Origin of the sequence: Shewanella sp. Actino-trap-3 (assembly GCF_002836275.1) — a bacterium.
GTDB classification, from domain to species: Bacteria; Pseudomonadota; Gammaproteobacteria; order Enterobacterales; family Shewanellaceae; genus Shewanella; species Shewanella psychromarinicola.
In genome coordinates, this window is the sequence record NZ_PJCE01000001.1 from 2588596 (window position 1) to 2611988 (window position 23393).

Here is a 23393-nt window from a genome sequence, read left to right on the forward strand (position 1 = left end):
GCTTAACACAATCCCCGCTATCAAAGTGGGGATTGTGTTAATATCAGCAGGTATTTTATCACTAGCATTATGAGCAACCGACGTGTTAACAAATCCTTCTCAAGCCTTAATTAGAAACAGCAAATATTTTCATCAACATAATGTGTTAGTGCTCAACTATGAAGCTGATACTTTTGCGCATCAATGTCTTGAGTTTGCAGAGAATGTCACTGCCCTAGCGCTGGATTTTAATCATCACCTAACATTGTCATCCTATGCTAATAATAAATTGCAGTGCTATTTTGGCCATCAGCTGCCTGACTCATTAGTTGATACAAAATTTGACACGGTTATTATTTACTTTGCAAAAGCTAAACCGTTAATGGGTTACTTACTGCAACTTGCGGCGCAGCATTTACGTATCGACGGCCAATTAATGATTGTGGGTGAGAATAAAGGTGGGATTAAATCAATTGATAAACTCACGCCTGATTATTACTCACCTCCCATCAAACAAGATAATGCCCGTCATTGTTTAGTGTATGTCAGTTATTTAACTCAAGTAGCACCCAGGCTATCAATCAGTGATTGGGTAAGCCAATATTCATTAGATACACCACAAGGTAAACTGCAAATTTGCAATGTGGTAGGGGTCTTCAGTGAAAAGCGTCTCGATCAGGGCACCGAACTATTACTGTTGCATTTACCAAACAACTTACACGGCAGAGTCCTCGATTTTGGTTGTGGTGCAGGGGTCATTACGGCGGCATTGCTAAAAGCCAATCCAAAGCTAGCCATGGAATGTATTGATATCAATGCGATGGCATTGCTGTCATGTGAATTAACCCTTGCAGCCAATAATATGCACGCAAAAATCTATCCTTCTGACGGATTTAATCAAATTACCGGTAAATTTGATGGCATTATTTCCAACCCACCGTTTCATGATGGGTTAACCAGCACCACCGACATTGCGACCCAGTTTGTTAAATCCAGCGCAATCAGTTTGGCGCCTAAAGGCGTCTGGCAAATTGTTGCTAATCGCCACCTGCCCTATGCTGATACCATTGCGACTCATTTTGGTAAAGTGAATGTGTTGGCTGAAAACAATAAGTACAAATTATATCTCCATCAACGTTAATCCCAAGATCGAACCTCCCGTGACACAGCTTCAGTTATGGACAACAAAGCGAGCTTACTGCTGGAAATGGAGATTAAAATCGGCTAAATTTACTGCAAGGTAAAATAGTGAACATTTTTGAATTTATGTCGTTACTATTTTATTTCCAGTATTGATCTGATATAAAAATAACAACAAAGGATGCTATGTTAGAGCCTTCACTAATCGCACTAAGCGCAGATAAAAGTAAAGCCGAATTACGCATAATTCCCAATACTCATGGTCCCGTGCTAGAAGAGGATATCAACGCCTTACTAACACAGGCCACTTTTGCAATGTTGTTTCCCATTGCCCCTGCCATTAATAAAGCGGTCACTGAAGTCAATGCGCTTTGCGGCCAAAATCCAGGGGATCACGAACTGTTTTTTGCAATAGCTGAACGTAAAGATGGTGCAGTGGACATCAATATCAATGACGATAAAATGCAAGCTAGTATGAAAATCACCTCCGCTTGGGGCGGTAAAGACATCACTCTATCAGACGTACTTAATACCCTCAAAACTCAAAAAATTAAAATGGGCTTAAGTAAACCTAACATTATGGCGTTAATGCAACGCTTATCGATTTTACCACCGGGGGAATGCTGTGAGGGCGTTATCGCCTGCGGTAAAGCGGCAGTGAATGGCGAAAATGCCACATTAACCCGTAAGGTGGCTCTGGCGCGAGAACGTTTATTACAACCTCAAGAACGTGAAGACGGCTCGGTCGATATGCGTAATTTAGGCGCATTAATTACCGTTAAGCCCACCGATGTATTAATGATTAAAACCCCAGCAACCATAGGTAACCCAGGATTTAATATCCATGGTGATGTACTGCAACAAATCACAGGTAAAGACAAACCCATGGAGCCCGGGACCGGCACCAGCTTACACCCTAAGGATCCAAACAAACTCATCGCCACAGTTCCAGGCCAACCGGTTGAAAACCGTCAAGGCATGCAAGTCGACGATATACTGCAAATTAAAGATGTTGATGTTCGCTTTGGCCATGTGAATTTTAAAGGTAGTATTTTAATTACCGGCGATGTGCATGAAGGGATGGAAGTCAAAGCCAGTGGTGATGTTACCGTCATGGGGTTTGTTGACTCAGCCACCATTGAAGCGCAAGGTGACGTTATTGTCAGCAAAGGCATCATTGGTCGGTTAATTAAAGACCAAGATCTCAGTACCAAGATTACCGCCACCGGCCAAATCTGTGCCCAATTTGTGCAATATTCTCATCTACAAGCACAGGGCAATATTTTAGTCACTAAACAGTTGTTACACAGTCATTCAACGTCAGGAGGCTGCATTACCGTCAGTGATGCTCAATCACGACGCGGTGACTTAGTCGGCGGTAAAGCCACCGCGGCAAAGGGGATTAGGGCTATTGTGCTTGGCGCTAAAGCCAGTACCAAAACCGAACTATTTTGTGCTATGCATCAAGGTGAACTAAAGCTACAACTCAAAGAACTGGATGCCGGCATCAAAGGCATGGTTGTCGCCGGATTAGAACTCGAGGCCAGACTGCGTAAATTGCCCCCCAAAGCTGAATGGCAAAGTGATGCGGGTATGGTAGAGCAAGTCAAAATGATGCTTGACCAAAAGAAGCAGATGACCGAGGAGCAAACAAAGGAAGAAGTAGAATATAATCAAAATCTTATTGAAGTAGAAAATTACTATAATAATTACTTTATCAAAGCAGAAAAATACATTTTTAATAACGTGGAAATTCATATTGGCAATGCGTTTAATCGCACCCAACGCGAACATGCCTCATGTGTTGTTAAAAATGTGAATCAAGAAATTTCATACGATTACAGCAACCGTTAGCAGATTAAACCAACCCACATTGATTTACAGGTAACTATGCAACACATACATTGGCCCGCCATACTGCAATTTGATCAAGATGATGAATTAATGTATCTGGCAAACCACCAAGACTGGTTAAGCTTTATTTGCGCCAATCAATTTACCGTCTGCTTGCACGATAAACTGATCGACACCGCAGGTTGCATTTACCACATTGAAATCGCTGAACAAGTCGACGTTGCCAACAATAATGTGGCACAACTCCCCTACTTGGTGAAACAAGACCAGCAAATGAACGTACTGCAAATGTTGCCTCTTGTCCGTCAATTTGGCCAGTTTCAAGGCCATTGTTGCAGTGCAAAGATAATCTTTACGACCGTTGAACAAGGTATCGCCACCGTTGCCGAATTAGAACAGCTTTATTAAAAGCGTGACTTCCGCTTTAGATAACAGCCATATCACAGCGTTTTTACTGTTATCAACCTTAACCTTACCGACGTAATGCTTAGCTTAATCACTCAGTCGTAAACCTAAGATTAAAATTAAGATTAACGAATATAATTGTCGAACCCATTGAGCTAGTGACATCGCTCTGGCAAAATGCCCGATGCTCAACGTCCATAACCCCAGAGAATCCTTAATGGAATTATTAAATATTGAATGTCTAGGTAAACGTCTGCGATTAGAAGGCTCGATTGCGGGTTGGCAGCAACTTTATTGGGACAATCAACTGGTATCGCAAAAGTCTGCGAGTGCTTCCGACCAAGCCTTTCATATCCATTCATTTGAACTGACAACGCACACATCCGTCCCGACTGAAACCAATACTAACGATGACGAAACCGTTAAGCCAAGTATTGGTTCACTACCAGTGCGATTAGAAATCGATGTTAACTGGCAGCCATTCCAGCTTGATTACTGCTTATTAATTGATGATGAAACCATCACCCAAGGGCAAAGAACCGTTGAAGAGATTGAACGTCAAACCCCTGAAGTCGCCGCGGTAAAAACTCAAAAAATCAGTGTTGTTGGACTTGCATCATTAGGTTTTAAACTGTTAAAAAGTGCCAAAGTGGTTAAAGTCCTTTTTGCTGGTGCTAGTGTTGCAGCCTATTCTTGGCTATTTTCATTTCAATTTGCCTTAGCACTCATCGGTTGCTTAATGTTCCATGAATACGGTCATATTCGAGCAATGAAGCATTTCGGTATGAAAACAAAAGGTATCTATTTAATCCCTTTTGTTGGTGGCTTAGCGTTAAGTGATGAGCGGATCAACACCCGTTGGCAAGACGTGTATATTTCAATTATGGGCCCCACTTTTGGGCTGATTTTATCAATTATTTGTGTCGGACTTTATTGGATAACAGGTAACATATTCTTTGCTGGGTTAGCGGCATTCAACGCCCTGCTAAATCTATTTAATTTACTGCCCATTTTACCGCTTGATGGCGGCCATATTCTGAAAAGTATTAGCTTCTCCATGAACAGCTTAATTGGCCTGGTCGCCTGTGCCGCGGGTGCCGCTATAGGGGTCTTTATCAGCTATAGCTTAGGCTTAGCGCTTCTCGGCTTTTTGCTGCTTATTGGCAGTATCGAAATCATTGTCGAATGGCGTGGACGCCACCAAAGCCATTTATTACCCTTAGATCGCTACGGACAAATTTTCTCTACCGTATGGTATTTGCTCACAGTGGCAAGCTTAGTAGGTATTATTTGGTACTTTGCCGCTTCAGGCGACGAGATGTTGGCCATTCCACTGCAGATTTTAGGCAGCTAATTAACCGCCCATAGACTGAGTTCCTATTACAACGTTTCTATTTCAGAGAACTCAAAACGGATAATAATAATGCCTGCAATATGCAGGCATTATTATAGCTGTTTTACAAAGCAACACCGAGAGGATTTAGTATCAAAACGGGGGTTATAACATCACATTAGTGGGTTATCGAAAACACCTTGGTCATCACCTTATACAGTTCAGTCCCTTGGTGAACTGACGCTGAAGCAAAGTGTAAAATTGGCACGCAATCCATGGGTAAACTAATGGCTTGATAAGCCTGTTCAGTGCCATAAAGATCAATGCGTAAAATATTCACCAATGGTTGCCCTGCTGCTAACGGCTCACCCAGTACCGCGCGATATTCGATTAAACCAGCTTTAGGTGCATGAAACTTTTTGTAGTCACATAAATAACAACCAAATCGAGGCATATCTGCTGGAGTGACTTTTTCAGCAATCACACCACGATAACTTAAATAAGCCAATATGCCTTTGGCATCCTCTAATGCGTCGGCTAAATCAATTCGTTCTTGACTGGCAAGCTCTAAGGTAAATGCAGACACGGGTACCAAAAACTCACGACCTTGGCTCGCGGCATATTCGGTTAACTGCCACCATGGACAAAACGTGGCTTCATCCATCGCTCCGCCAAAACTATTAGGCATAATCAGCGTGTATGGGATCGAAAAAAATCTCGCCGCATCCGCATCATACTCAGGGCAATACAAATGCTTGCACGACTTAGGCCCAGTATGTAAATCAAGCACTATATCTGCTTGATGTGCCATGGTTTGTATACCTACAGCCAACCGATGACCGGTAGAGAGCCCAAAAGGGAGCTCCAATCGAGCCTGACAAGCTCCAACCAACATTGAACGATAAGCCTGAAACAGTTCATTATCGTTTAAATGTTGATGCTCGGTATACCAAGCTTGCACCTTGATATTGTGATCAAAATACTCTCGGTTCCAATTCACCCCAGTTATCGGATCAAACCGTCCTAAGGTAAACTCACCACTCTTTTGATTAATCCCTAATGGATTGGCCAATGGCGCAAGCGTAATATCACCTAGTACTTGATAACCTTCTAACAAGGTCATCAGTTGATAAATCACTGCATTTCCCTGCACTTCGGCACCATGAACATTGGCCTGAATATAAACGCTGGGCGAAGACAACTCACTGCCAGAGAATGTATATAACGGCACGGTCAATGCTTGCCCCGTCGCTAGTTCTCCGACCTGCACTGACGATTGTATTGCTTTAGTCATATGATTACTCAAACAGATTTTGATGCAAGGCATTAACCACTTGCGCCGCTTCCGACTCTGCCACTAGGACACATAAATTATGTGGGCTGGCGCCTTGGCAAATCATCCTTACATTATGGTTTTCCAGCACCTTAAATACGCGACTACAAACACCCGCAGTCGATGCAATACGATTACCTATAATGGCGATTAAGGCTAAGTTCTCTTCGACGCGAACACCACAATGCTGCGATAACTCTTGCAATAATGACTCACTTAACAAGCCGTGTCCGCTCGAATCAGAACCGGTTTTATCTAAGGTCAATGCCACGTTAACTTCAGAGGTGGTAATGAGATCCACCGAAATTTTATGTCGAGCTAAAGTCGCAAACGTTTCTGCTAAAAAACCCTGAGCATGTAACATTTGTAAGCTATGCAAGTTAAGTAATGTTTGATCGCGGCGCAATGCCACAGCTCTAAATACTGGGGTATCGTCTACTTGATGGCGGATCCAAGTTCCGCCCATTTCAGGGGCTTTACTTGATCCCACAAACACCTGAATTTTTTGTCTCACAGCCGGTAAAATGGTGGCGGGATGCAATACTTTAGCGCCAAAGGTGGCCATCTCAGCCGCCTCATTAAAGCTAATTTCGGCAATGGGACGCGCATTAGGTGCAAGCCGTGGATCAGTGGTATAAATACCGGCGACATCGGTCCAAATTTCAACCGCTGTGGCACGGAGCGCTTCAGCCAGTAATGCCGCCGAATAATCACTGCCACCACGGCCTAATGTTGTGGTTCGGCCACTGTCATCAGCTCCAATAAATCCTTGGGTGACAATGATATAACGAGCAAGTAAGGGTTTTAAAAAATCACCAGCAAGCGTTGAAATGACTTCAATCTGTGGTTCTGCACGGCCAAAATAGCTGTCGGTACGCAGCACCTGACGCACATCGAAATGATTTGAAGCGGTGCCTTTTTCCCGAATAACCGCTGAAAATAAAATCGATGAACATTGCTCACCCGTTGACAGCAATTCGTCCATAATCGCTTTGCTGCGATCAAGTTCTAACGATTCACTTAATACTGACATTCGGCTCAGAATTTTATCAATACTGGCCGCCACGTCTTGTGGACGGCCTAATTCATCGAGAATCGCATATTGAATTTGAGCAATTTGCTTAAGGAGTACTAGTCGTCGTTCATCGTTGACATTAGCTTGAGTCAGCTCAACTAATAAATTGGTGACACCACTGGAGGCACTCACCACCACGAGACGAGTGGCTTGGTTAGCCAAGACAATATTGGCACAACGACTCATAGAGGCGTAATCAGCAACCGACGTACCGCCAAATTTGGCTACGACTAATTCTGATGTGGCTATTTCAGGCACCACGGTTTCAAGAACAACAGTTTCAGAGATAATGCTCATACTGATGCCTCCGCAGTTTGCCAAAGACTAGAAAATAAGACGTGATTTACTAACATGATATACGCTCCGAACACACTACGTTCGAAGAGCCTGGTGCTAAGATAACGCACCCTTATAGAAGGGAAACAGCAATCATCACCAGAAGCTCTCCACCAAAAAAAGGTGACAATCGTTAGGATTCAGCCTAAACGACCGATATCAATGTTCGCCAAACAAACTGATACCTCGGCGCTAATCTCCATCATAAGTTGTCATCGGACTGGCATCCTCTCACTTACTACCTAGTTAACGCTCCTCTTCTGTTTCTCCCGAAGGAGAGCTGTTGAAAATAGCAACAAATGCCCTAACAAGTCAATCAACAAACCCAGTAAAAAAACACTGTTTTGATAAAAATATCTTTGTTGTTAGATAATCTGTCGTAGCGATAGCTGATCTGTCATTGTTCTATATTAGAAAAAAGCCAATACATACGCAAAAAAAACCAAATAACGCAATTAATCGAGACAATATATGTTTTATTGTCTCGATTTATGACTCAAAACATTCGGTAGCGATTAAGCGCTCTAAATTAACCCAGCGCTCATCCAGTATAGAAACTAATCTCTGGCAGTTCATTAACCAGCCGTAATCGCTGATTAAATGCGCCCATTTCAACGTCAGGTTTGATGGTATCAAGACACGCAACCAGAGATATCAAACCTTGATTAACGTAATAAATTGCATGTTGATTAAACTCTCTTCCTAGCTCAACAGCCTGTTCTTTATCAATAAAAACTGCCCAGCTTTTTTCCATATGTGACCAATCAGCGGCCGCACCGATTAAAGCACGATAGGGCCGATTATACTGTTGGATTTTAGATTGAAGCTGATGATCAAGTAAACGATTTTGACTCGGTGAGAGGCTAGTCCCCCGGGGGTTATGAGCGGTAACTATAGCAAATGGGAAATCATTAGAAAGGCGTTGGGTGAACAAAAAATGAGTCGTTTGATATTCATACCACAATGTATCGATAACATTTTCCATAATATTTTTTCGTTAATTAAGCCAAAATGAGTCTAACAATTAGGTTAGATATCGAAAAGATTTGCGATCTAATCACCAGTTTAATACTTAAAAATCATTTATTATTATCAACTTAGTAATATTAATCTTTTATATACTTGACTGTTATATTAATTTTTTAACATTTAATTTGTTAACAAATGCCTAAAACGAGTACAATAGCATCACGCACTATTAAATCATTGTAGCAAAGTTGGCTACATACACCTGAAAATCTCAGCATATATTGTTGTGAGCGTGAAGATTTATTGATGTAAAGTTTACAGTCGTACTAAATTTGTTCTACATTTGATAAAACATTAATACGATTAAATAAGTTTGCGACAGGAAGGAACTATCTTTCTAAATGGCATTCATAGTAAGTAAGCCTAGGTGCAACAAATTTTACACCACTTTTTACACCATCATGCATAAGTGTAAACGCGTACCTTAGCGTAATGGCAATTAGTTAACGCAAGCAGACTCAGTAACCCGCATTAAGCGTTACGTCATCGAGTTTATAGAGAGTGTTTAATTCAGGGTAGACATAGATAAACACCCAAAAATATCGGAATAATAGCGCATATGTTAACGCGCTATTGCAATCTATTAGCACACCGTGGCTAGAATCGAATTTTATAAAATCAGGTATATATTATGCAAAATCCGCACATTTTAATTGTTGAAGATGAAGCAGTAACTCGTAATACATTGCGCAGTATTTTTGAAGCTGAAGGCTATGTTGTCACCGAAGCCAATGACGGCGCAGAAATGCATAGAGCCATGCAAGAAAACAAGATAAACCTTGTTGTTATGGACATTAACTTACCAGGTAAAAACGGCTTATTATTAGCACGTGAACTACGTGAAATTAATAACATCGGTCTTATTTTCTTGACCGGTCGAGACAATGAAGTTGATAAAATTTTAGGGCTTGAAATTGGTGCCGATGACTATATCACTAAACCATTCAACCCTCGCGAATTAACGATCCGTGCCCGTAACCTGTTAACTCGCGTTAATAATGCGGCGGCAGAAACCGAAGAAAAAGGTTCTGTTGAGTTTTACCGCTTTAACGGCTGGAGCCTAGAAATTAATAGCCGCTCTTTGGTTACTCCACAAGGTGAATCTTACAAGCTACCACGCAGCGAATTTCGTGCGATGCTTCATTTTGTTGAAAATCCAGGCAAGATTTTAACTCGTGCTGATTTACTGCTAAAAATGACCGGCCGTGAGTTAAAACCCCACGACCGCACTGTTGATGTAACGATCCGTCGTATCCGTAAGCACTTTGAAAGCTTACCTGACACGCCAGAAATCATCGCGACTATTCACGGTGAAGGCTATCGTTTTTGTGGCGACTTAGAAGCTTAATCCGCTTAAGTTAACCGTTTAAGTTAACCGTTTAAGTTAACCGCAATAAAAAACCAGGTGGGTCTCACCTGGTTTTTTTATGTCTGCTTTTTAACTAATCATTTAAAAAGATATCGCTTATTTTAACTGTTGATCTAAAAATGCCGCTAATGATTTATACAAATGATTACGGACTTTCTCACCGCGCATTGAATGCTTAGACCCCGGGTAATCCATCATCTGGAACAATTTACCTTCATCTTGTAATGCCTTATACACTCGAGTGCTGTTTTCAAACAGTACATTGTCATCAGCCATGCCGTGATACATCAATAAGCCCGACTGATAATCTTTGACGTAAGGTAAAATACTGCTGGCGTCGTAACCTTGTTTGTTGGTTTCTGGGTTGCCCATATAACGTTCAGTGTAATGGGTATCGTACAAACGCCAATCGGTTACTGGCGCCCCTGCTATAGCGGCTTTAAAATAACCTGGCGCCTTAAACTGACTCATTAACGCCATGTAGCCGCCATAACTGTGGCCATAAATGGCAATGTTATCACCATCAACGAAAGGTAAACTGCGTAAATAATCTACCCCGACCTTTTGGTCACTCACTTCCGCATCACCCATATTTTGATAAATCACATGCTCAAATTGAGTACCTCGATGAGCCGAACCCCGATTATCTAACTGGAATACAACATAACCTTGCTGCAGTAAATACTGAGTAAAATAATCCGCTTCGCTCCAGCTATTGACCACTAACTGCGCATGCGGCCCACCGTAAACCCTAACCACAACCGGATACTGTTTAGCTGCATCAAAAGGAACCGGTTTAAATAATCGATACTGCAGTGCTTGGTTATCTTCAGCGGTTACTTGACCAAACTCAGGCATTTGCCATAAACCCGCATAATCATTCAGAGGATGGTTGTTATCAATTTCATTTTGCTCAACCCAAGCTAAATGCTTGCCAGTATCATTGTGTAAACTTATTTGTGGCGGTTGCTGTAAGCTACTAAAGTAATCTAAATAAACCGGCTTTTTATCCGCAAATACTGCCTCATGCATACCTGATGCTTGGCTAATTCGCTCAATGGAGTCCATACCTTGTTTCAAGTTAACCCGATACAAATGACGCTCGACCACGCTGTTTTTACGACCGCTAAAATATACCCAGCCCGTGGCTTCATCGACAAATTCAAGCGCATCGACCGCCCAATCACCTTGGGTTAACTGTTTAAGTTGCTTACCTTGTAAGTCAAATAAGTACAGGTGATGAAAACCATCACGTTCAGAGCCCCAAATAAAGGCCGATTGTTGCTTGAGAAAGTGCAAGTCATTGTTTAGGTTAACCCAAGCGTTACTGTGCTCTTCGATCACCGTTGTTACTTGTTTCGGTTTGGTTATCGAAGCTATGCGTAAGTCCAATGTTTGTTGATCGCGGCTTTGCCATTGAAATGACACCCGTTGACTGTCTGGCAACCAATCAACACGAGGTAAATACATGTCTTTTTGTTTGCCTAAATCAATCCAACTAATGCGGCAATCGGTTAGAGAAACAACGCCTAACTCAATCTCAACGTTAGCTTTGCCAGCATAAGGGTAACGCTGCTCGGTTAATTTAATACCGTCGGCATAAATTTCATTACGGGTCACTAACTCAACACCCGTTTCATCGATTCGAGTAAAGGCAATAGCAGACTCATCGGGCGCCCACCAATATCCTGTCATGCGATCCATTTCTTCTTGGGCGACAAACTCTGCCATGGCATTTTTAATCGGCCCTTTACCATCGGTCGTTAACGCACTGACTTTGTGTGTGTCCAAGGCTAATATGAATAAATTTTGATCGCGTACAAACGACACAAAGTGGCCTTTAGGTGACAAACGCGCATCGGTGGCAAAGCCTGCTCCAATCGCTAATTCAACCACGTTATTCGTTGGAACATCAAATAAGTACAATTTACCCGCAGCCGGAATTAAAATATGTTGGCTGTCTTCAGACCAAAAATACTCCATGATCCCTTGGCCATAAATACGTTGGCGCTCACGGCGAGCTTTCTCTTCATCAGATAATTCCCCTGCGTCTAATTGTTCAGCATTAATCAACACGCTGCGCTTACCTGTCGCGATATCCATTTGCCATAAATCATAGAAATGCTGGTTATCAGCTCGACTCGATAAATAAGTCACCCGCTTACCATTAGGTGACAAGGCTAATCCACGAGGACTTGAACCTGCTAATGCCGGTGACGCATTAATACGCTCAATGGTCAGTGGCATATTATTACCTGGTATCGCAGTCAATGTCGCGGTGGTAGATGAGTTCATAATGCTGCCTTTAACGTTTGCTGTTACTGAAAAAACCGGGCTGGAAAAAAGAAGTGGCACGACAGATACTGCCGCTAAAGCATGATGCTTCCATGTTGTTGTCATTATTATTAATCCTTGGGCAATTCAATCCGCCCACATTTTGCCTTAATTTGCTCTAAAACCAAAACCCGACACAACAATCGCTGAAATTAGCGCTATTGTGGGGTATGATTTGCTGCATAATAATGTACAAAATCGACCTTAAACCTCACACATGTCATAGGAAATACCATGCAGACTTTGGCACAAACCCTTAGCGCACAATCCGTAAACTCGTCTTTAACCCAATTATTATTCACCTTAGCGGACACCTCAAAAGCCATTAGTGTTGCGGTTCGGCGCGGCGCCTTAGCAGGCGTTTTAGGCGCAACCGATCAAGAAAACGTTCAAGGCGAAACCCAGAAAAAACTGGATGTGATCACCAATGACATGCTTAAAAATGCTCTCAAAACCGATGGCCATGTTCGCGGTTTAGCCTCAGAAGAAGAGGATTACGTGGTTGAAGTTAATACTCAAGGTGAGTACCTAGTGTGTTTTGACCCGCTCGATGGCTCGTCAAATATTGATATTAACTCATTAGTGGGCACCATTTTTTCAATCTTGCCAGCACCTACCGGTGCGCTAAATGAGCAAAGCTTTTTACAAGCTGGCCGTCAACAAGTGGCGGCGGGTTATGTATTATATGGCCCATCAACCATGATGGCGTTAACCACTGGCCAAGGCACCCAGTTTTATACTCTTGATCCCGACAGCCAAGAATTTTTACTGACCGATGATAACGTTCAAATCACCCCAGACACGGCTGAGTTTGCCATTAACATGTCAAACCAACGTTTTTGGGAAGCGCCAGTACAAACCTACATTGCCGATTTATTACTCGGGGAAATAGGCCCACGCGAGCAATCATTTAACATGCGTTGGATTGCGGCGATGGTAGGTGATGTGCATCGTGTATTGTGCCGTGGTGGTATTTTTACCTATCCTACCGATAATAAAAATCCAGCCAGACCATTCAAATTGCGCTTAATGTACGAAGCTAACCCAATGGCATTGCTGGTTGAGCAAGCTGGCGGAAAAGCCTCAACGGGTTATGAAACGATTTTGGATATTCAGCCAACGGCAATCCACCAGCGTGTTGCGGTAATTTTAGGCAGCGCCAACGAAGTGGACACCTGCTTGAGCTACCACGGTATTGATTACAGCGAAGAGCCATCAATTGATTAATTAAGTATGTTATAGAAAAACCGCCTGTTGGCGGTTTTTTCATTTCTGCGCTGCAGTTGAACTCATTGATGATCTGACTGAAGCGAATAAACACAGTTAACCAAAATACAAATTTGAATCATTAGGCAAGAGTAAAGAAGCATTTCTTTACAATAACTTAAATACCCACTACGTTATTGAAAGGATATTAATAAAGGACTATAACGATGCCGCCCGCCAGATCATCGAATAAAAATAAATATATTGCGGCGTTTTTACTTTTACTGCTTATTAGCATGAGTGCTTATGCTTATCTGATGCCCACTAAAGCCCCAGCAATAGAAACTGGCACTATTTTAGTGCTTCCAGTGCAACTGGCAACAGACAGCACAGACTCGCAATGGAGTCCCTATGCCGCGATGGATGTGCTTATCAATCAGCTAAATGTCGGTGTTAGTTACCCATTACTGCAAACCGAAGATATTATCAATATCATCTCGCTTATCTCTAATGATCACTTGAGCCAAGCTGTCGATATTAAGCAATTAATGGCCGTCTCCGGCGCGGGATTGGTGATTGAATCCCGTATTACCAGCGCCAATAATCAATATCAATTAGCGTTTACATTACATCAGCAGCATCATACAGAAGCGGGCGTCGTTAACGCTTCAAGTATCGAGCAAGCTATATTAGCAACATCAAGCTTGATTACTCAGCAGCTCAACCCACAGCACAACCCACAACACAATAAGACAGCAACTCAATACCATTCACGCTTTAGTACACCGCTGTTGTTCAGTGCAATGACACAGCTACAACTTGGTGACACTAAGGCTGCTGAGCAGCACTTATCCAAGCTCATACACTCCACACCCGACAACTTAGTTGCCATGCGTCTACTGGCCAGCATCCAATTGCAGCAACATCAATATGAACAGCTTAATACCACATTGATAGCAGCAATCGACCAAGCTACACATCAGCAAGATGAGCGAGAGCTAGCCAGACTCAGATTGTTATTAGCGCAAAGCTACACCGAAACCGACAGGATAGAACAAGCATTAGGCGTACTTACCATTGCAAAAACCAATGCTGCTAAAGTGAAAGACTGGCTAACATTGGGCTATATTTCACAGCTTGCAGGCATGATAAACCAGCGCATAGGTCGTAATGATAAAGCCAGAGAGCAGTTTAAAAAAGCCATTGAATATCATCAAATGATGAACTATCCCATCGGGCAAACACAGGCGTTGAATGAATTGGCAGAACTTGAGGTGATTGAGTTCAACTACCCACAAGCTTACCGCTATATTAATCGCTCTTATGAACAAGTTGCTCATCGCGGTTTAGATAATTTAGAAAAGTCTACATTCAAGATTATGACCAAGATAGAAAATAAAATGCAGCATAGATAGCATCTACTATATTCGACACAACAGGTTCGTAAACATAAGACCTTAAACATAAAGCCTTAAACATAAGAGCTTAGACATAACACCTTAGACATATAAAAATGGCCTGCTATGCAGGCCATTTTATTAATACAGCTAAACTATTTTTATACTTTCTCAGCAGCAGTATTGGCAGCCTCAAGCTGATGTGCTTGTTCAGTTTGATCGACAATGGTTAATACCGCAGTATCACCAACCACGTTACATGAGGTTAATACCATATCGATAATACGATCTAATGCCGCGACAATCACAAATGCCTCTACTGGTAAGCCTAATTGGTAAATCAGTACCCCAATCATCACCATACCACCACCAGGCACACCACCTGCACCCACTGACAATAAAAACACACTAAACAGTAACGACGGGATTTGATCATTGCTGATTGGCATACCAAAGGCGTTAGCCACAAAGAATATCGCAATAGTAATGTAAATCGACACCCCGCCCATGTTCATGGTTGCACCCAGTGGCACACCAAAACCAGCCACCGCTTGACTCACACCTAGCTTGTCAGTAAGGGTACGCATGGTTACCGGAATAGTGGCGTTTGAGCTAGCGGTAGACAATGAGAATAGTATTTGTTCTTGGGTTTTTTCTCTGAACGTTTTCGCTGAAATAGTGGTGAATAGGCTGACAGCAAATGGATATACGATAAAAATCCAAATCAATAATAGGGCTAAAATAAGCACTAAATATTCAACAACACTGACAAAAATTTCAGGTTCTAAGGTTGCACCTAATTTAAACATCAAGGCAAACACCCCGTATGGCGCTAAACTCATTACCACCGAAATTAAGCGCATCATGATTTTATTGGCAGTTTGAAACCCTTTTACCGCCCCCTCAACGGAATGCCCCAATGATTTGATCACGCCGCCGATTAATAGCGCCATAAAAATCACTTGCAGCATATTGCCAGAGGTGAAGGCTGAAAAAGGATTATTTGGCACTATGCTGACAATTAACGACATTAAATCTGGCAGTTCTGTCGCGGTAATATCCAGTGAGCCGCTGCTCGACATATCTACGCCTTTACCGGGCTCAAATATCATCGCGACGGTAAAAGCAGCTAAAATGGCTATCATGGTATTGATAATATAAAAGCCAAAGGTTTTACCACCTAAACGGCCAAAGCTTTTTAAATCTTGTAACTCACACACACCGCAGACAATACTCACAAACACCAGTGGAACCACTAGCATCATGATCATATTGACAAACATAGTGCCGACACCACTTGCCAGACCCACTAATGTGCCACCAAAAAAAGCATTATCGTCTAATAAAAACTGCACAATACTGCCAAGCACAACCCCTAGAAATAGACCGATAAAGATCCGTGCTGAAAGTGATTTTGTCATTTTTTTTCCCTTCGAAATGCAACATCGGTTGCTATTTATTATTATTGCACCCAATCCTAGGTGTGTTTTATTATTCGAGCGCAGTGATATTGAGACATTGACACCGATAATTCAATCATCATTAGAACAAAGCTGACCACTTATACTCTGTATTAATTGAACACACCCACAAAGGCCATAATAAACAGAATGTTGACTATGATAAAACCTTGAATGATGAGTGTTGAACTGTGGTAAAAACCCACTTAACACAAGTTCAATGGTGCTTAATTAGTGGTGAGTACTTAATGGCTGATGGTCAACAATGATCATAGCGGCTAAAAGTGCAGTAACGACAATACGAGCTTTTTTGCTTGCATGTGCTGTTGCTTAATACTGACGTGATAACGCACAACCCAAGCTACTAGCTGGTCCCAATCCGCTGATGAACCTATGGCGTTGGCAGTATCATCATAGGTCAATGAGCCAAGCGAATGTTGATGTGATAAAGGCGGTTGATGAGTATGTGTCATCGGCGCCACATTGTTGTTAGCGGCCAATATCTTGGTCAGATAAGCTAACTGGCGATGCTGCTTATGAAAGTCTGCCGTTGAATTAATTTGCGGCAACGCCAATAGTGTCGCCGGTGCACGGAGGGCTAATTGAGGCACAATGAGACGTTGGCAATGATCTAGGGTGTTGGCGATCATTAACCCAGCGGGATCCAAGTCGGTAAAGGCAATCACCTGTATTTTTGTCGGGTTAATTAAGTGTAAAAAGCGCTTTCGCCCTGCGGGAGAATAGTGATGGCTACCACGATATAACACCATACTATTGTCGATGATTGTCTGTAAATCTGGCGCAAATGAATAGCCAAACAGGTTATCAAAGCTGTCGAGGTTTTCGACCACAATAAGATTAGCGATATTCAGTCGCTGGCAAAGTGCTAGTGCACTATCGACTTTTAATCGCAGTGAACAATTATGCATCATCATTAAGTCGACCGCTGGATCAGCCACTAGGGCTTGAGCAATCCTAGAGGAAAGTTTGATTAATACGTAATCGGCTTCTGGGCTGATATTTGCGTATTTTTCATTGGCACTGTGGTGTGACATCTGCTGGCGGGGCATATCAAAATCAAGCGAGAGAATATCTAAGCCCGAATCAATTTGAGCCATCTCACGCAGTAAAATATAATCGCTAGAGGTTAAATACAGGTGTTTTTCAGCGCCATCTGGCTCACCTATTTGCCACAGATGATATAACGTCTTCCAACTGGCATTGAACGGCACACGCGGCAAACGTTGCTTTGCAGCGCGGGCCATTATGTATAACTGACTTTTAGTTATGCTAGCCAAAGTTCAACATCATGAATAATGAAGTTACCGTTATACACAGGATCGGGATTACCTATGGGTTCGAGCTCAAAATAATTTTTATGCTCTTCAGCTAAACCGTCATAACCACCAATAACTTGATACAGCCAGCTTTCGGCGTCCCATTCGAGTTGTTTTTCAGTCAAATAACTTAAGGCTGATTGACGTAATCCTGAATCAATCACTTCACAGAAATATTCATCTACGGCAATTTTAAGTGGGTTTTCTGGGATATCAAAATCCTCACTGTCGCCCATCTCAAAGGTAACATTGTGTTCACGCAGCTCGGCGGGCAAGGCGTCACGGCGAATGGCTTTAACTTGTGCCACCAAACTCATCATTTCAAGTTCATGATGTGGATTAGCAACATCGACACTAGCAGGGGCTATGAGCGCTTCAGCACAATTAAATAATACTGGAACCACTTTATGAACCACATGATTTTCGGGCTGATAATCAGGGTGTAAATCGTTATGTAACAACCAACCTTTGAGTAACCGAGTCCGTCCCTGAATTTGCCTAAATCGCCCAAGTAACTCATACAATCTCGCTTGGACAATACTCAACTCTTGGGTACATTGACTTAAGGTTTCTTGCAAACTGGTCATCAGTAAGCGGCGCAGTTCGCGAATATCACCAGCGATTTCGCCTAACTCGCTAAATTGAAACATCTCTAAGCCGTTTAGCAACTCTGAAACTTGGCTTTGGGCTAATTCGTTTTCACGGATTTTCGCAGTAATGGTGCCAACATAACCAAATTCATTGTTAATTCGACTCCACAAGACCCGGATCGAATAACGTAAACTGTCGGTAAAGCTGTACACATGTTCATTTAAATCAGCTAAATAGGCTTCCGCAGCACTGAAATCCACATCACGGCGGGCTTCTTTATAATGATCGGCTAAGGTTTTTATTGTCGCCAGTGCTGAGCCAACGTTGGCATCAATCTGCCGATTACGTTCATCGCTTAAGGCTTCTTCTAATAATGCCCGCACCGAACGCTTTAAGCGCAGTTCTTGATCGGGTTCTGGGCGCCATAAAATGCCATTTTTTTTCAGTTTATCGATAACATTTGCATCATGAGCGGTGTCATTAATCGATCCCGCTAAATATGCATCCATGATGACATCGGCATGCCGCCCGAGTTGTTTGAGCAGCTTTACCCCAGCTTGGTGTAAGTTGCTGCTCATATTAACTCCCTTTGGGTCGAGGTTTCGGCCTGAGATTCAAGACTTAAGCCTTCTGTTTCATCAATAAAGCGGATCACTTCGTATAAATAATCTAACTTGCCAGTGGCAATATAAATCTGCTTTTCACTATTGGGTTTGGTTAAATAACCTAGCTCCACTAACCGTTTAAACACCAATTTAATTTGACCATCAACGTTAGTGCTTATTGAGCCAAATAAACGATAATGGCTCAATTTAGTTAACTGCTCTCTAAAGGCTGGCGTATCCTCGATACGCGCTTGTAAATCGGTTAAGCGAATAGGTACACCTTCGCTCAGCGGTGCATCTTGGCCACTGGCCTCTTGCACTAATACTAGCCATTCCACTAAGGGAATAAGTCCTGAGCAAATGTCTTTAAATTGCGATGAAATAACTTTGCGCTCAGCCTCACCTAACTGCAAATAGCCGCAAAAAAATACCTCACCTTCGCCAGCACTGCCAATGGTACGATTAATTTGGTTAAGGTAGGTTTCCACTCGCTCACGAGTACTATTGTTTTTAAGCGCACGCCAGCCATCTTCATTGGTTACTCGGCAAATAAATTCACCTCGTAATAATTGTTCTATTAACGCACCCGTCCCTACTAAGGTAGTTTCAGTCGATTCAGACATTAGATGTGCTCCTTGGCAGTGTCGGCACTATTGGTGTCAGTACTGTTCATTTCAATGCGAGTTCTGTCAGCATTCGCGCTACGCTGCGACAAACGCGCAGCTAATGGGTTGGCTTTGGGTTTAACTACTTGCAGTTTTTTAGTTTGTTTATTAATGATGTAACGGTTGGCAAACAGGTTTAGCACTTCGGACTCTGGGTTAGGGAACGCACCCAATACACTGATGTTATTGTTTTCACAGGCATCGAAGATTTTTTTCACGTTGGTGTGATGCAAAGTCCCTAACTCATCGATTGGCCAATGAATGGTCACATTGGCTTTGCCACGCAATAAACGAGTAAACGCCAATAAGAATTTACATAAAATCAAGTATGCCATACCGTGGCTAGACGACTCGTTTAATTGGCGATCGGTGCGAATAATTAAGTCGCTGTTACCTTCTTTTAAACGCAATTCAATTTCTAACAGTTTAGCAATGCCGCCGGTTAACGCTGCGCGGCCAATAATCTCTAACGCACGGCGCATTGAGTTAGTGTAGTGCTCGTCCGGTAGTTGGCTAAAACCATCTGCTTTCCACGCTTTAAAGGCTTTAACAAACACTTCAAGTTCAGGCCAAAACTCAAGTTCACTAATACGTGAGCGAATGCGTACCGCCGATTCAGAGATCCCATCAAGGAACAATTCTTCACCCACTTCACGGGTAATACGCGCACTTTGGCTGGCAATACGGCGATCGATATCCGTTAATACATCATAAAAAGCAGCAAGACTAATACCGAAGTTACGCCCTTGATCGCGGATAGTCCTTAATGACTGTGGCACCATTACATTCAATAATTGTCCGAGTTGGGGTACCAACTTACGGTAGTCGAGCAGGCGAATACCTTTGTCGTTGACAAAACTAGACTCATCACGGGCACGTTCCCAAAACTCCGCTAAACTTGAGCCTGATTTACTGGCAATGACCGAGTCAAAGTGATCAACATACTGTTTCACAGAGCCCATTAAATAATCACGTTTTAGCAATAAATCCTCGCCTTGGCGTAAACGTTCACCAATACTGCCAGTAGCGTCATCATTATTGGCGGGTAATTTGAGCTCAGCTAACTTGCGCATTACCGCACGCAGCTTGGTGAGATTTTCAGACGCCTCAACTTGGGCGGCATCACAGGCTTTACGTTCGGTTTCTAAGCTGTCACGACGGTGTTTGATTTCAGTCGTTTTCGCTTTTAGCAGTTGCTCCAATTCCAGCGTTGCTCGCTTAACATCGGCTAATTGAGTTTGCACTTTAGGCTTTCGAACTAGCCAGGTATGTTGATACCAATCATCAAAACGCAGTACATCACTGCGACGCTGTTCGGCGTGACTAATATTGGCTTCAAGATCGCGAATTTGTTTTTTCAACGCCAAAATGGTGCCTTCATCAACACCACGAGACTTAAGCTCATTTTTATACCAGGTTTCACCGGCTTTTTGTTCGGTTTTAGCATTCGCACGGCGCTGTTCAATATTGGCTTTAATTTGCCCTAATTGATTATCAATGGCGCCGATAACCTCTTGCCAATAAGCATTTTTTTCCATTCGCGCTTCAAGCGCCTGCTCTTTTTGCTCGCTTAACCAACCAAGATGTTGATTGTTGAGCAGCTTGAGTTCGTTATCAAGTTGCACTAATCTTTTGTTCGAATCGATTTTACGATCTGCAACAGCTTGATTGATTTTTTGTTGTTCGTTGCGTTTTTCATCAAACAGGCGGCGTAGGTCTTCACGGCTATTTTTGTAGGCCGTGCGGGCAAAGGTGAGCTCGCGAGTGATGCTATCAAGTGCCGCATTCATGGCAACCAGTTGATCTTCCGCTTCGGCATGCATTTCTTTTGCACTTTGCAGTGCTTCTTCAGCCTTGGCTAGGCGAATACGTAAGTCTTGCTCTGTGGCAGCATACTCTGGCACATCAATGGCTTTAAGATCGAGATTGACCCCAAATAGCGCTTCACTGCTGTCTTTGGTTAAACTTGGGTGTAGGTCACTACGATGTAACAGCTCTGGCGCGATAACTTTACCAAAGGTGTGCTCCCAACCGTGGGCTTCTTTGCGCAAAAACTCCAACAAGGTATGCGACTGCGGGAACAACATATGGTGCAGTTCTTCTTTGGCATTTTCTCTATCACTGACGCGAATACTGGAGATGCGCAGTGCTTCGTTGGCTTGGTCTCGTTTGGCCCGTTGTTTACGTTCTTCTGTGGTTAAGCGGTCGACTTTTTGGTTACAGGTTTCCTGCTCTTCATCGGCTAAACTAATGCGCTCATCGAAAATTGCTAAGCGCATTTTTTCATCTTCAGTGTAGGTAACCCCAGCCACTTGATGTTTCAACTCTGCTGCCGTTAATTTGAGTTGATATTCTTGTTCGCTAAACTTAGCTTTACCCGCATCGGTTTGCTCACGCCATTGCAGTTCTAACTTAGCAAGATCGTCATTAGCAAGCTCGCGCTGCTTATCTCGCGCTTCACGTTGAGTGTCTTGTTCAAGATGTAACACTTCAAGTTCACGATGCAATTGTTCAGCTATTTTGCTACGACGCGAATTAAAGGCGGCTTCAATATCTTGGTGTTTTTCGGTTTGTAATTTATGACGCTCATTGAGGTTTTCAACATCACTGCGCCAATTAGGCAGATTATCTAAATCAGCTTTGGCTTGTTCAATGTCAGCATCTAAAAAAGCGCCATGCTGGTCTTCAATGGTATTGAGTTCATCTTCAAACTTGCCAGCGTCGCCTTTTGCTGCCGATAACTCTTGGTTTAACTCATCACGAACATCTTTCCACTCTTCATCTAATAAACGTAACTTGAGGTTTAATGCTTTGCCATGAGATTGGTTGCCTTCTTGACGCTCAGCTTCAAGGGTTTCATCACTTCGATAACCGCGGGATAAACTGGCTAAGCGTAATTCGGCACTTAATAGCTGATCAAATTCTTGTTCGAGCTTGTCGTATTCTGGACGGATTTGTTCAAAACCTTGCACCAGTTGGCTTTCACGGATCCAGATTTCAACATGCTGAGGATTAAGATGTGACGTGGGTGGATTAACGCCATCTTCTTCTAAAATGGCGGCGATCATTGATTTAACCGTTTCCATTTTACCCTCTTTCGAGTGCACGGCTTTGGCTAATTTTTCAATATGACGCAAGCTATGATCGCCGTCACACAGCGAAAATTGACGTGCGTAAGTCCGCAGCTCATTGCGATTACTGCCGGTATTTAACAAGCTACGATCGTTTTGAATGATCGCGCGGAACTCTCGGGTATTTAATAGGTTAGTATGAGCAATTCCATCACGTTTTACTTCGCGACCTAACTCAGCCATTGAGTGACAAATAACAGTATCGCCATTACGTGACTTAATGTAATGCTCTAGTTCAAATCCTCGCGCAATAAAGCGGTAATTGACCCCTTTACCATCGCCAGCAGAAGCTAAAACAGCTTGGTAAAGTAAACCGTCATCTTTTTGATATTCATAGATAATGTAGCTTGAGTCATGGGGTAAATACCAACGTTCAAAACTGTCACGCGTTGACGGCACCACACGGCTTGGATACTCGCCATAAAATACCGGCACCAAGCGTTGTAAGGTTGTTTTACCTGAGGCATTGGTACCACATATATTGGTGTGACCATTTAATAATAACTCGACAATACCCGGTAGGTGGGTATTAATTAACACGATTCTAATCAAGCTTGGCATGATAATCCTTTTCCAAACAGCTCACATTACAGTGACGAAGAAGCAAAATAGGGCTGAAAAAAATAACGTCTATTTATTCAATTTACGTAAAGTAAAACAAACGCAGGCTGGAGGCAATTTTCAACGACAGAAATTGGCTTTATAATACGCTAAATAATTCAAAAATGACGGCTAACAATTCAGCAAATAGCCAGAAACTGTCGATGGATAATAACTGTATTCTCTAGGGTAACAGCAACAGCGCTGAGCAGAA

16 protein-coding genes and 1 riboswitch are annotated in these 23393 nt (G+C 42.6%); of the genes, 7 read left to right on the forward strand and 9 right to left on the reverse strand.

All coding sequences use genetic code 11. The features are described from left to right. Positions 1–82: 82 nt before the first annotated feature. The 4 genes from CXF80_RS10975 to CXF80_RS10990 all read left to right on the forward strand — a co-directional run bounded on the left by CXF80_RS10975 (position 83) and on the right by CXF80_RS10990 (position 4732). The gene (locus tag CXF80_RS10975) at positions 83–1120 is read left to right on the forward strand and encodes a methyltransferase (protein ID WP_101032903.1); all 1038 of its coding nucleotides are present in this window, start codon (positions 83–85) and stop codon (positions 1118–1120) included. A 185-nt stretch (positions 1121–1305) separates the two neighbouring features. Then, the gene (locus CXF80_RS10980; RefSeq protein WP_101032904.1) at positions 1306–2973 is read left to right on the forward strand and encodes a DUF342 domain-containing protein; all 1668 of its coding nucleotides are present in this window, start codon (positions 1306–1308) and stop codon (positions 2971–2973) included. 36 nt (positions 2974–3009) lie between these two features. Next, positions 3010–3381 carry a DUF4144 family protein gene (locus CXF80_RS10985; protein WP_101032905.1) on the forward strand — a complete coding sequence of 124 codons (372 nt, stop codon included), beginning with the start codon at positions 3010–3012 and terminating at the stop codon, positions 3379–3381. 214 nt (positions 3382–3595) lie between these two features. Next, entirely contained in the window at positions 3596–4732 is a 1137-nt protein-coding gene (locus CXF80_RS10990) for a site-2 protease family protein (RefSeq protein ID WP_101032906.1), read from the forward strand. A 157-nt stretch (positions 4733–4889) separates the two neighbouring features. Here CXF80_RS10990 and CXF80_RS10995 read toward each other — a convergent pair whose 3' ends face one another. From CXF80_RS10995 to CXF80_RS11005, 3 genes are all read right to left on the reverse strand, one after another. Next, the gene (locus CXF80_RS10995; RefSeq protein ID WP_101032907.1) at positions 4890–6005 is read right to left on the reverse strand and encodes a succinylglutamate desuccinylase/aspartoacylase family protein; all 1116 of its coding nucleotides are present in this window, start codon (positions 6003–6005) and stop codon (positions 4890–4892) included. A 4-nt stretch (positions 6006–6009) separates the two neighbouring features. Next, positions 6010–7416: a lysine-sensitive aspartokinase 3 gene (gene lysC / locus CXF80_RS11000; protein WP_267898630.1), complete on the reverse strand. Its 1407-nt coding sequence runs from the start codon at positions 7414–7416 to the stop codon at positions 6010–6012. 134 nt (positions 7417–7550) lie between these two features. Beyond that, positions 7551–7723, reverse strand: a riboswitch (Lysine riboswitch). Between the two features lie 273 nt (positions 7724–7996). Further along, complete coding sequence (locus CXF80_RS11005; RefSeq protein WP_101032908.1) at positions 7997–8440, reverse strand: DUF3293 domain-containing protein; 444 nt, start codon at positions 8438–8440, stop codon at positions 7997–7999. A gap of 675 nt (positions 8441–9115) precedes the next feature. Here CXF80_RS11005 and arcA point away from each other — a divergent pair. Beyond that, the gene (arcA, locus tag CXF80_RS11010; protein WP_101032909.1) at positions 9116–9832 is read left to right on the forward strand and encodes a two-component system response regulator ArcA; all 717 of its coding nucleotides are present in this window, start codon (positions 9116–9118) and stop codon (positions 9830–9832) included. Between the two features lie 117 nt (positions 9833–9949). Here the strand turns inward: arcA and CXF80_RS11015 are convergent, their stop codons facing one another. Beyond that, positions 9950–12253 carry a S9 family peptidase gene (locus CXF80_RS11015; RefSeq protein WP_101032910.1) on the reverse strand — a complete coding sequence of 768 codons (2304 nt, stop codon included), beginning with the start codon at positions 12251–12253 and terminating at the stop codon, positions 9950–9952. Positions 12254–12421: 168 nt separating this feature from the next. Between CXF80_RS11015 and CXF80_RS11020 the strand changes: the two genes are divergently transcribed. Together CXF80_RS11020 and CXF80_RS11025 are read left to right on the forward strand one after the other, a co-directional pair. Further along, positions 12422–13414 (forward strand): class 1 fructose-bisphosphatase, encoded by a 993-nt coding sequence (locus tag CXF80_RS11020; RefSeq protein ID WP_101032911.1) that lies wholly within the window; start codon positions 12422–12424, stop codon positions 13412–13414. Positions 13415–13620: 206 nt separating this feature from the next. After that, complete coding sequence (locus tag CXF80_RS11025) at positions 13621–14808, forward strand: tetratricopeptide repeat protein (RefSeq protein WP_101032912.1); 1188 nt, start codon at positions 13621–13623, stop codon at positions 14806–14808. 143 nt (positions 14809–14951) lie between these two features. Here CXF80_RS11025 and CXF80_RS11030 read toward each other — a convergent pair whose 3' ends face one another. The 5 genes from CXF80_RS11030 to CXF80_RS11050 all read right to left on the reverse strand — a co-directional run bounded on the left by CXF80_RS11030 (position 14952) and on the right by CXF80_RS11050 (position 23140). After that, the gene (locus CXF80_RS11030) at positions 14952–16211 is read right to left on the reverse strand and encodes a dicarboxylate/amino acid:cation symporter (RefSeq protein WP_101032913.1); all 1260 of its coding nucleotides are present in this window, start codon (positions 16209–16211) and stop codon (positions 14952–14954) included. Positions 16212–16528: 317 nt separating this feature from the next. Beyond that, positions 16529–17515, reverse strand: coding sequence for a DUF7281 domain-containing protein (locus CXF80_RS11035; RefSeq protein ID WP_101032914.1), 987 nt, complete (start codon positions 17513–17515; stop codon positions 16529–16531). 20 nt (positions 17516–17535) lie between these two features. Beyond that, positions 17536–18756: a phosphoenolpyruvate carboxylase gene (locus tag CXF80_RS11040; RefSeq protein ID WP_101032915.1), complete on the reverse strand. Its 1221-nt coding sequence runs from the start codon at positions 18754–18756 to the stop codon at positions 17536–17538. After that, positions 18753–19406 (reverse strand): hypothetical protein, encoded by a 654-nt coding sequence (locus tag CXF80_RS11045; RefSeq protein WP_101032916.1) that lies wholly within the window; start codon positions 19404–19406, stop codon positions 18753–18755. The genes CXF80_RS11040 and CXF80_RS11045 overlap by 4 nt, the downstream gene beginning before the upstream one ends. Then, positions 19406–23140 carry an ATP-binding protein gene (locus CXF80_RS11050; protein ID WP_101032917.1) on the reverse strand — a complete coding sequence of 1245 codons (3735 nt, stop codon included), beginning with the start codon at positions 23138–23140 and terminating at the stop codon, positions 19406–19408. Before CXF80_RS11050 ends, CXF80_RS11045 begins: the two co-directional genes overlap by 1 nt. Between the last annotated feature and the right edge of the window lie 253 nt (positions 23141–23393).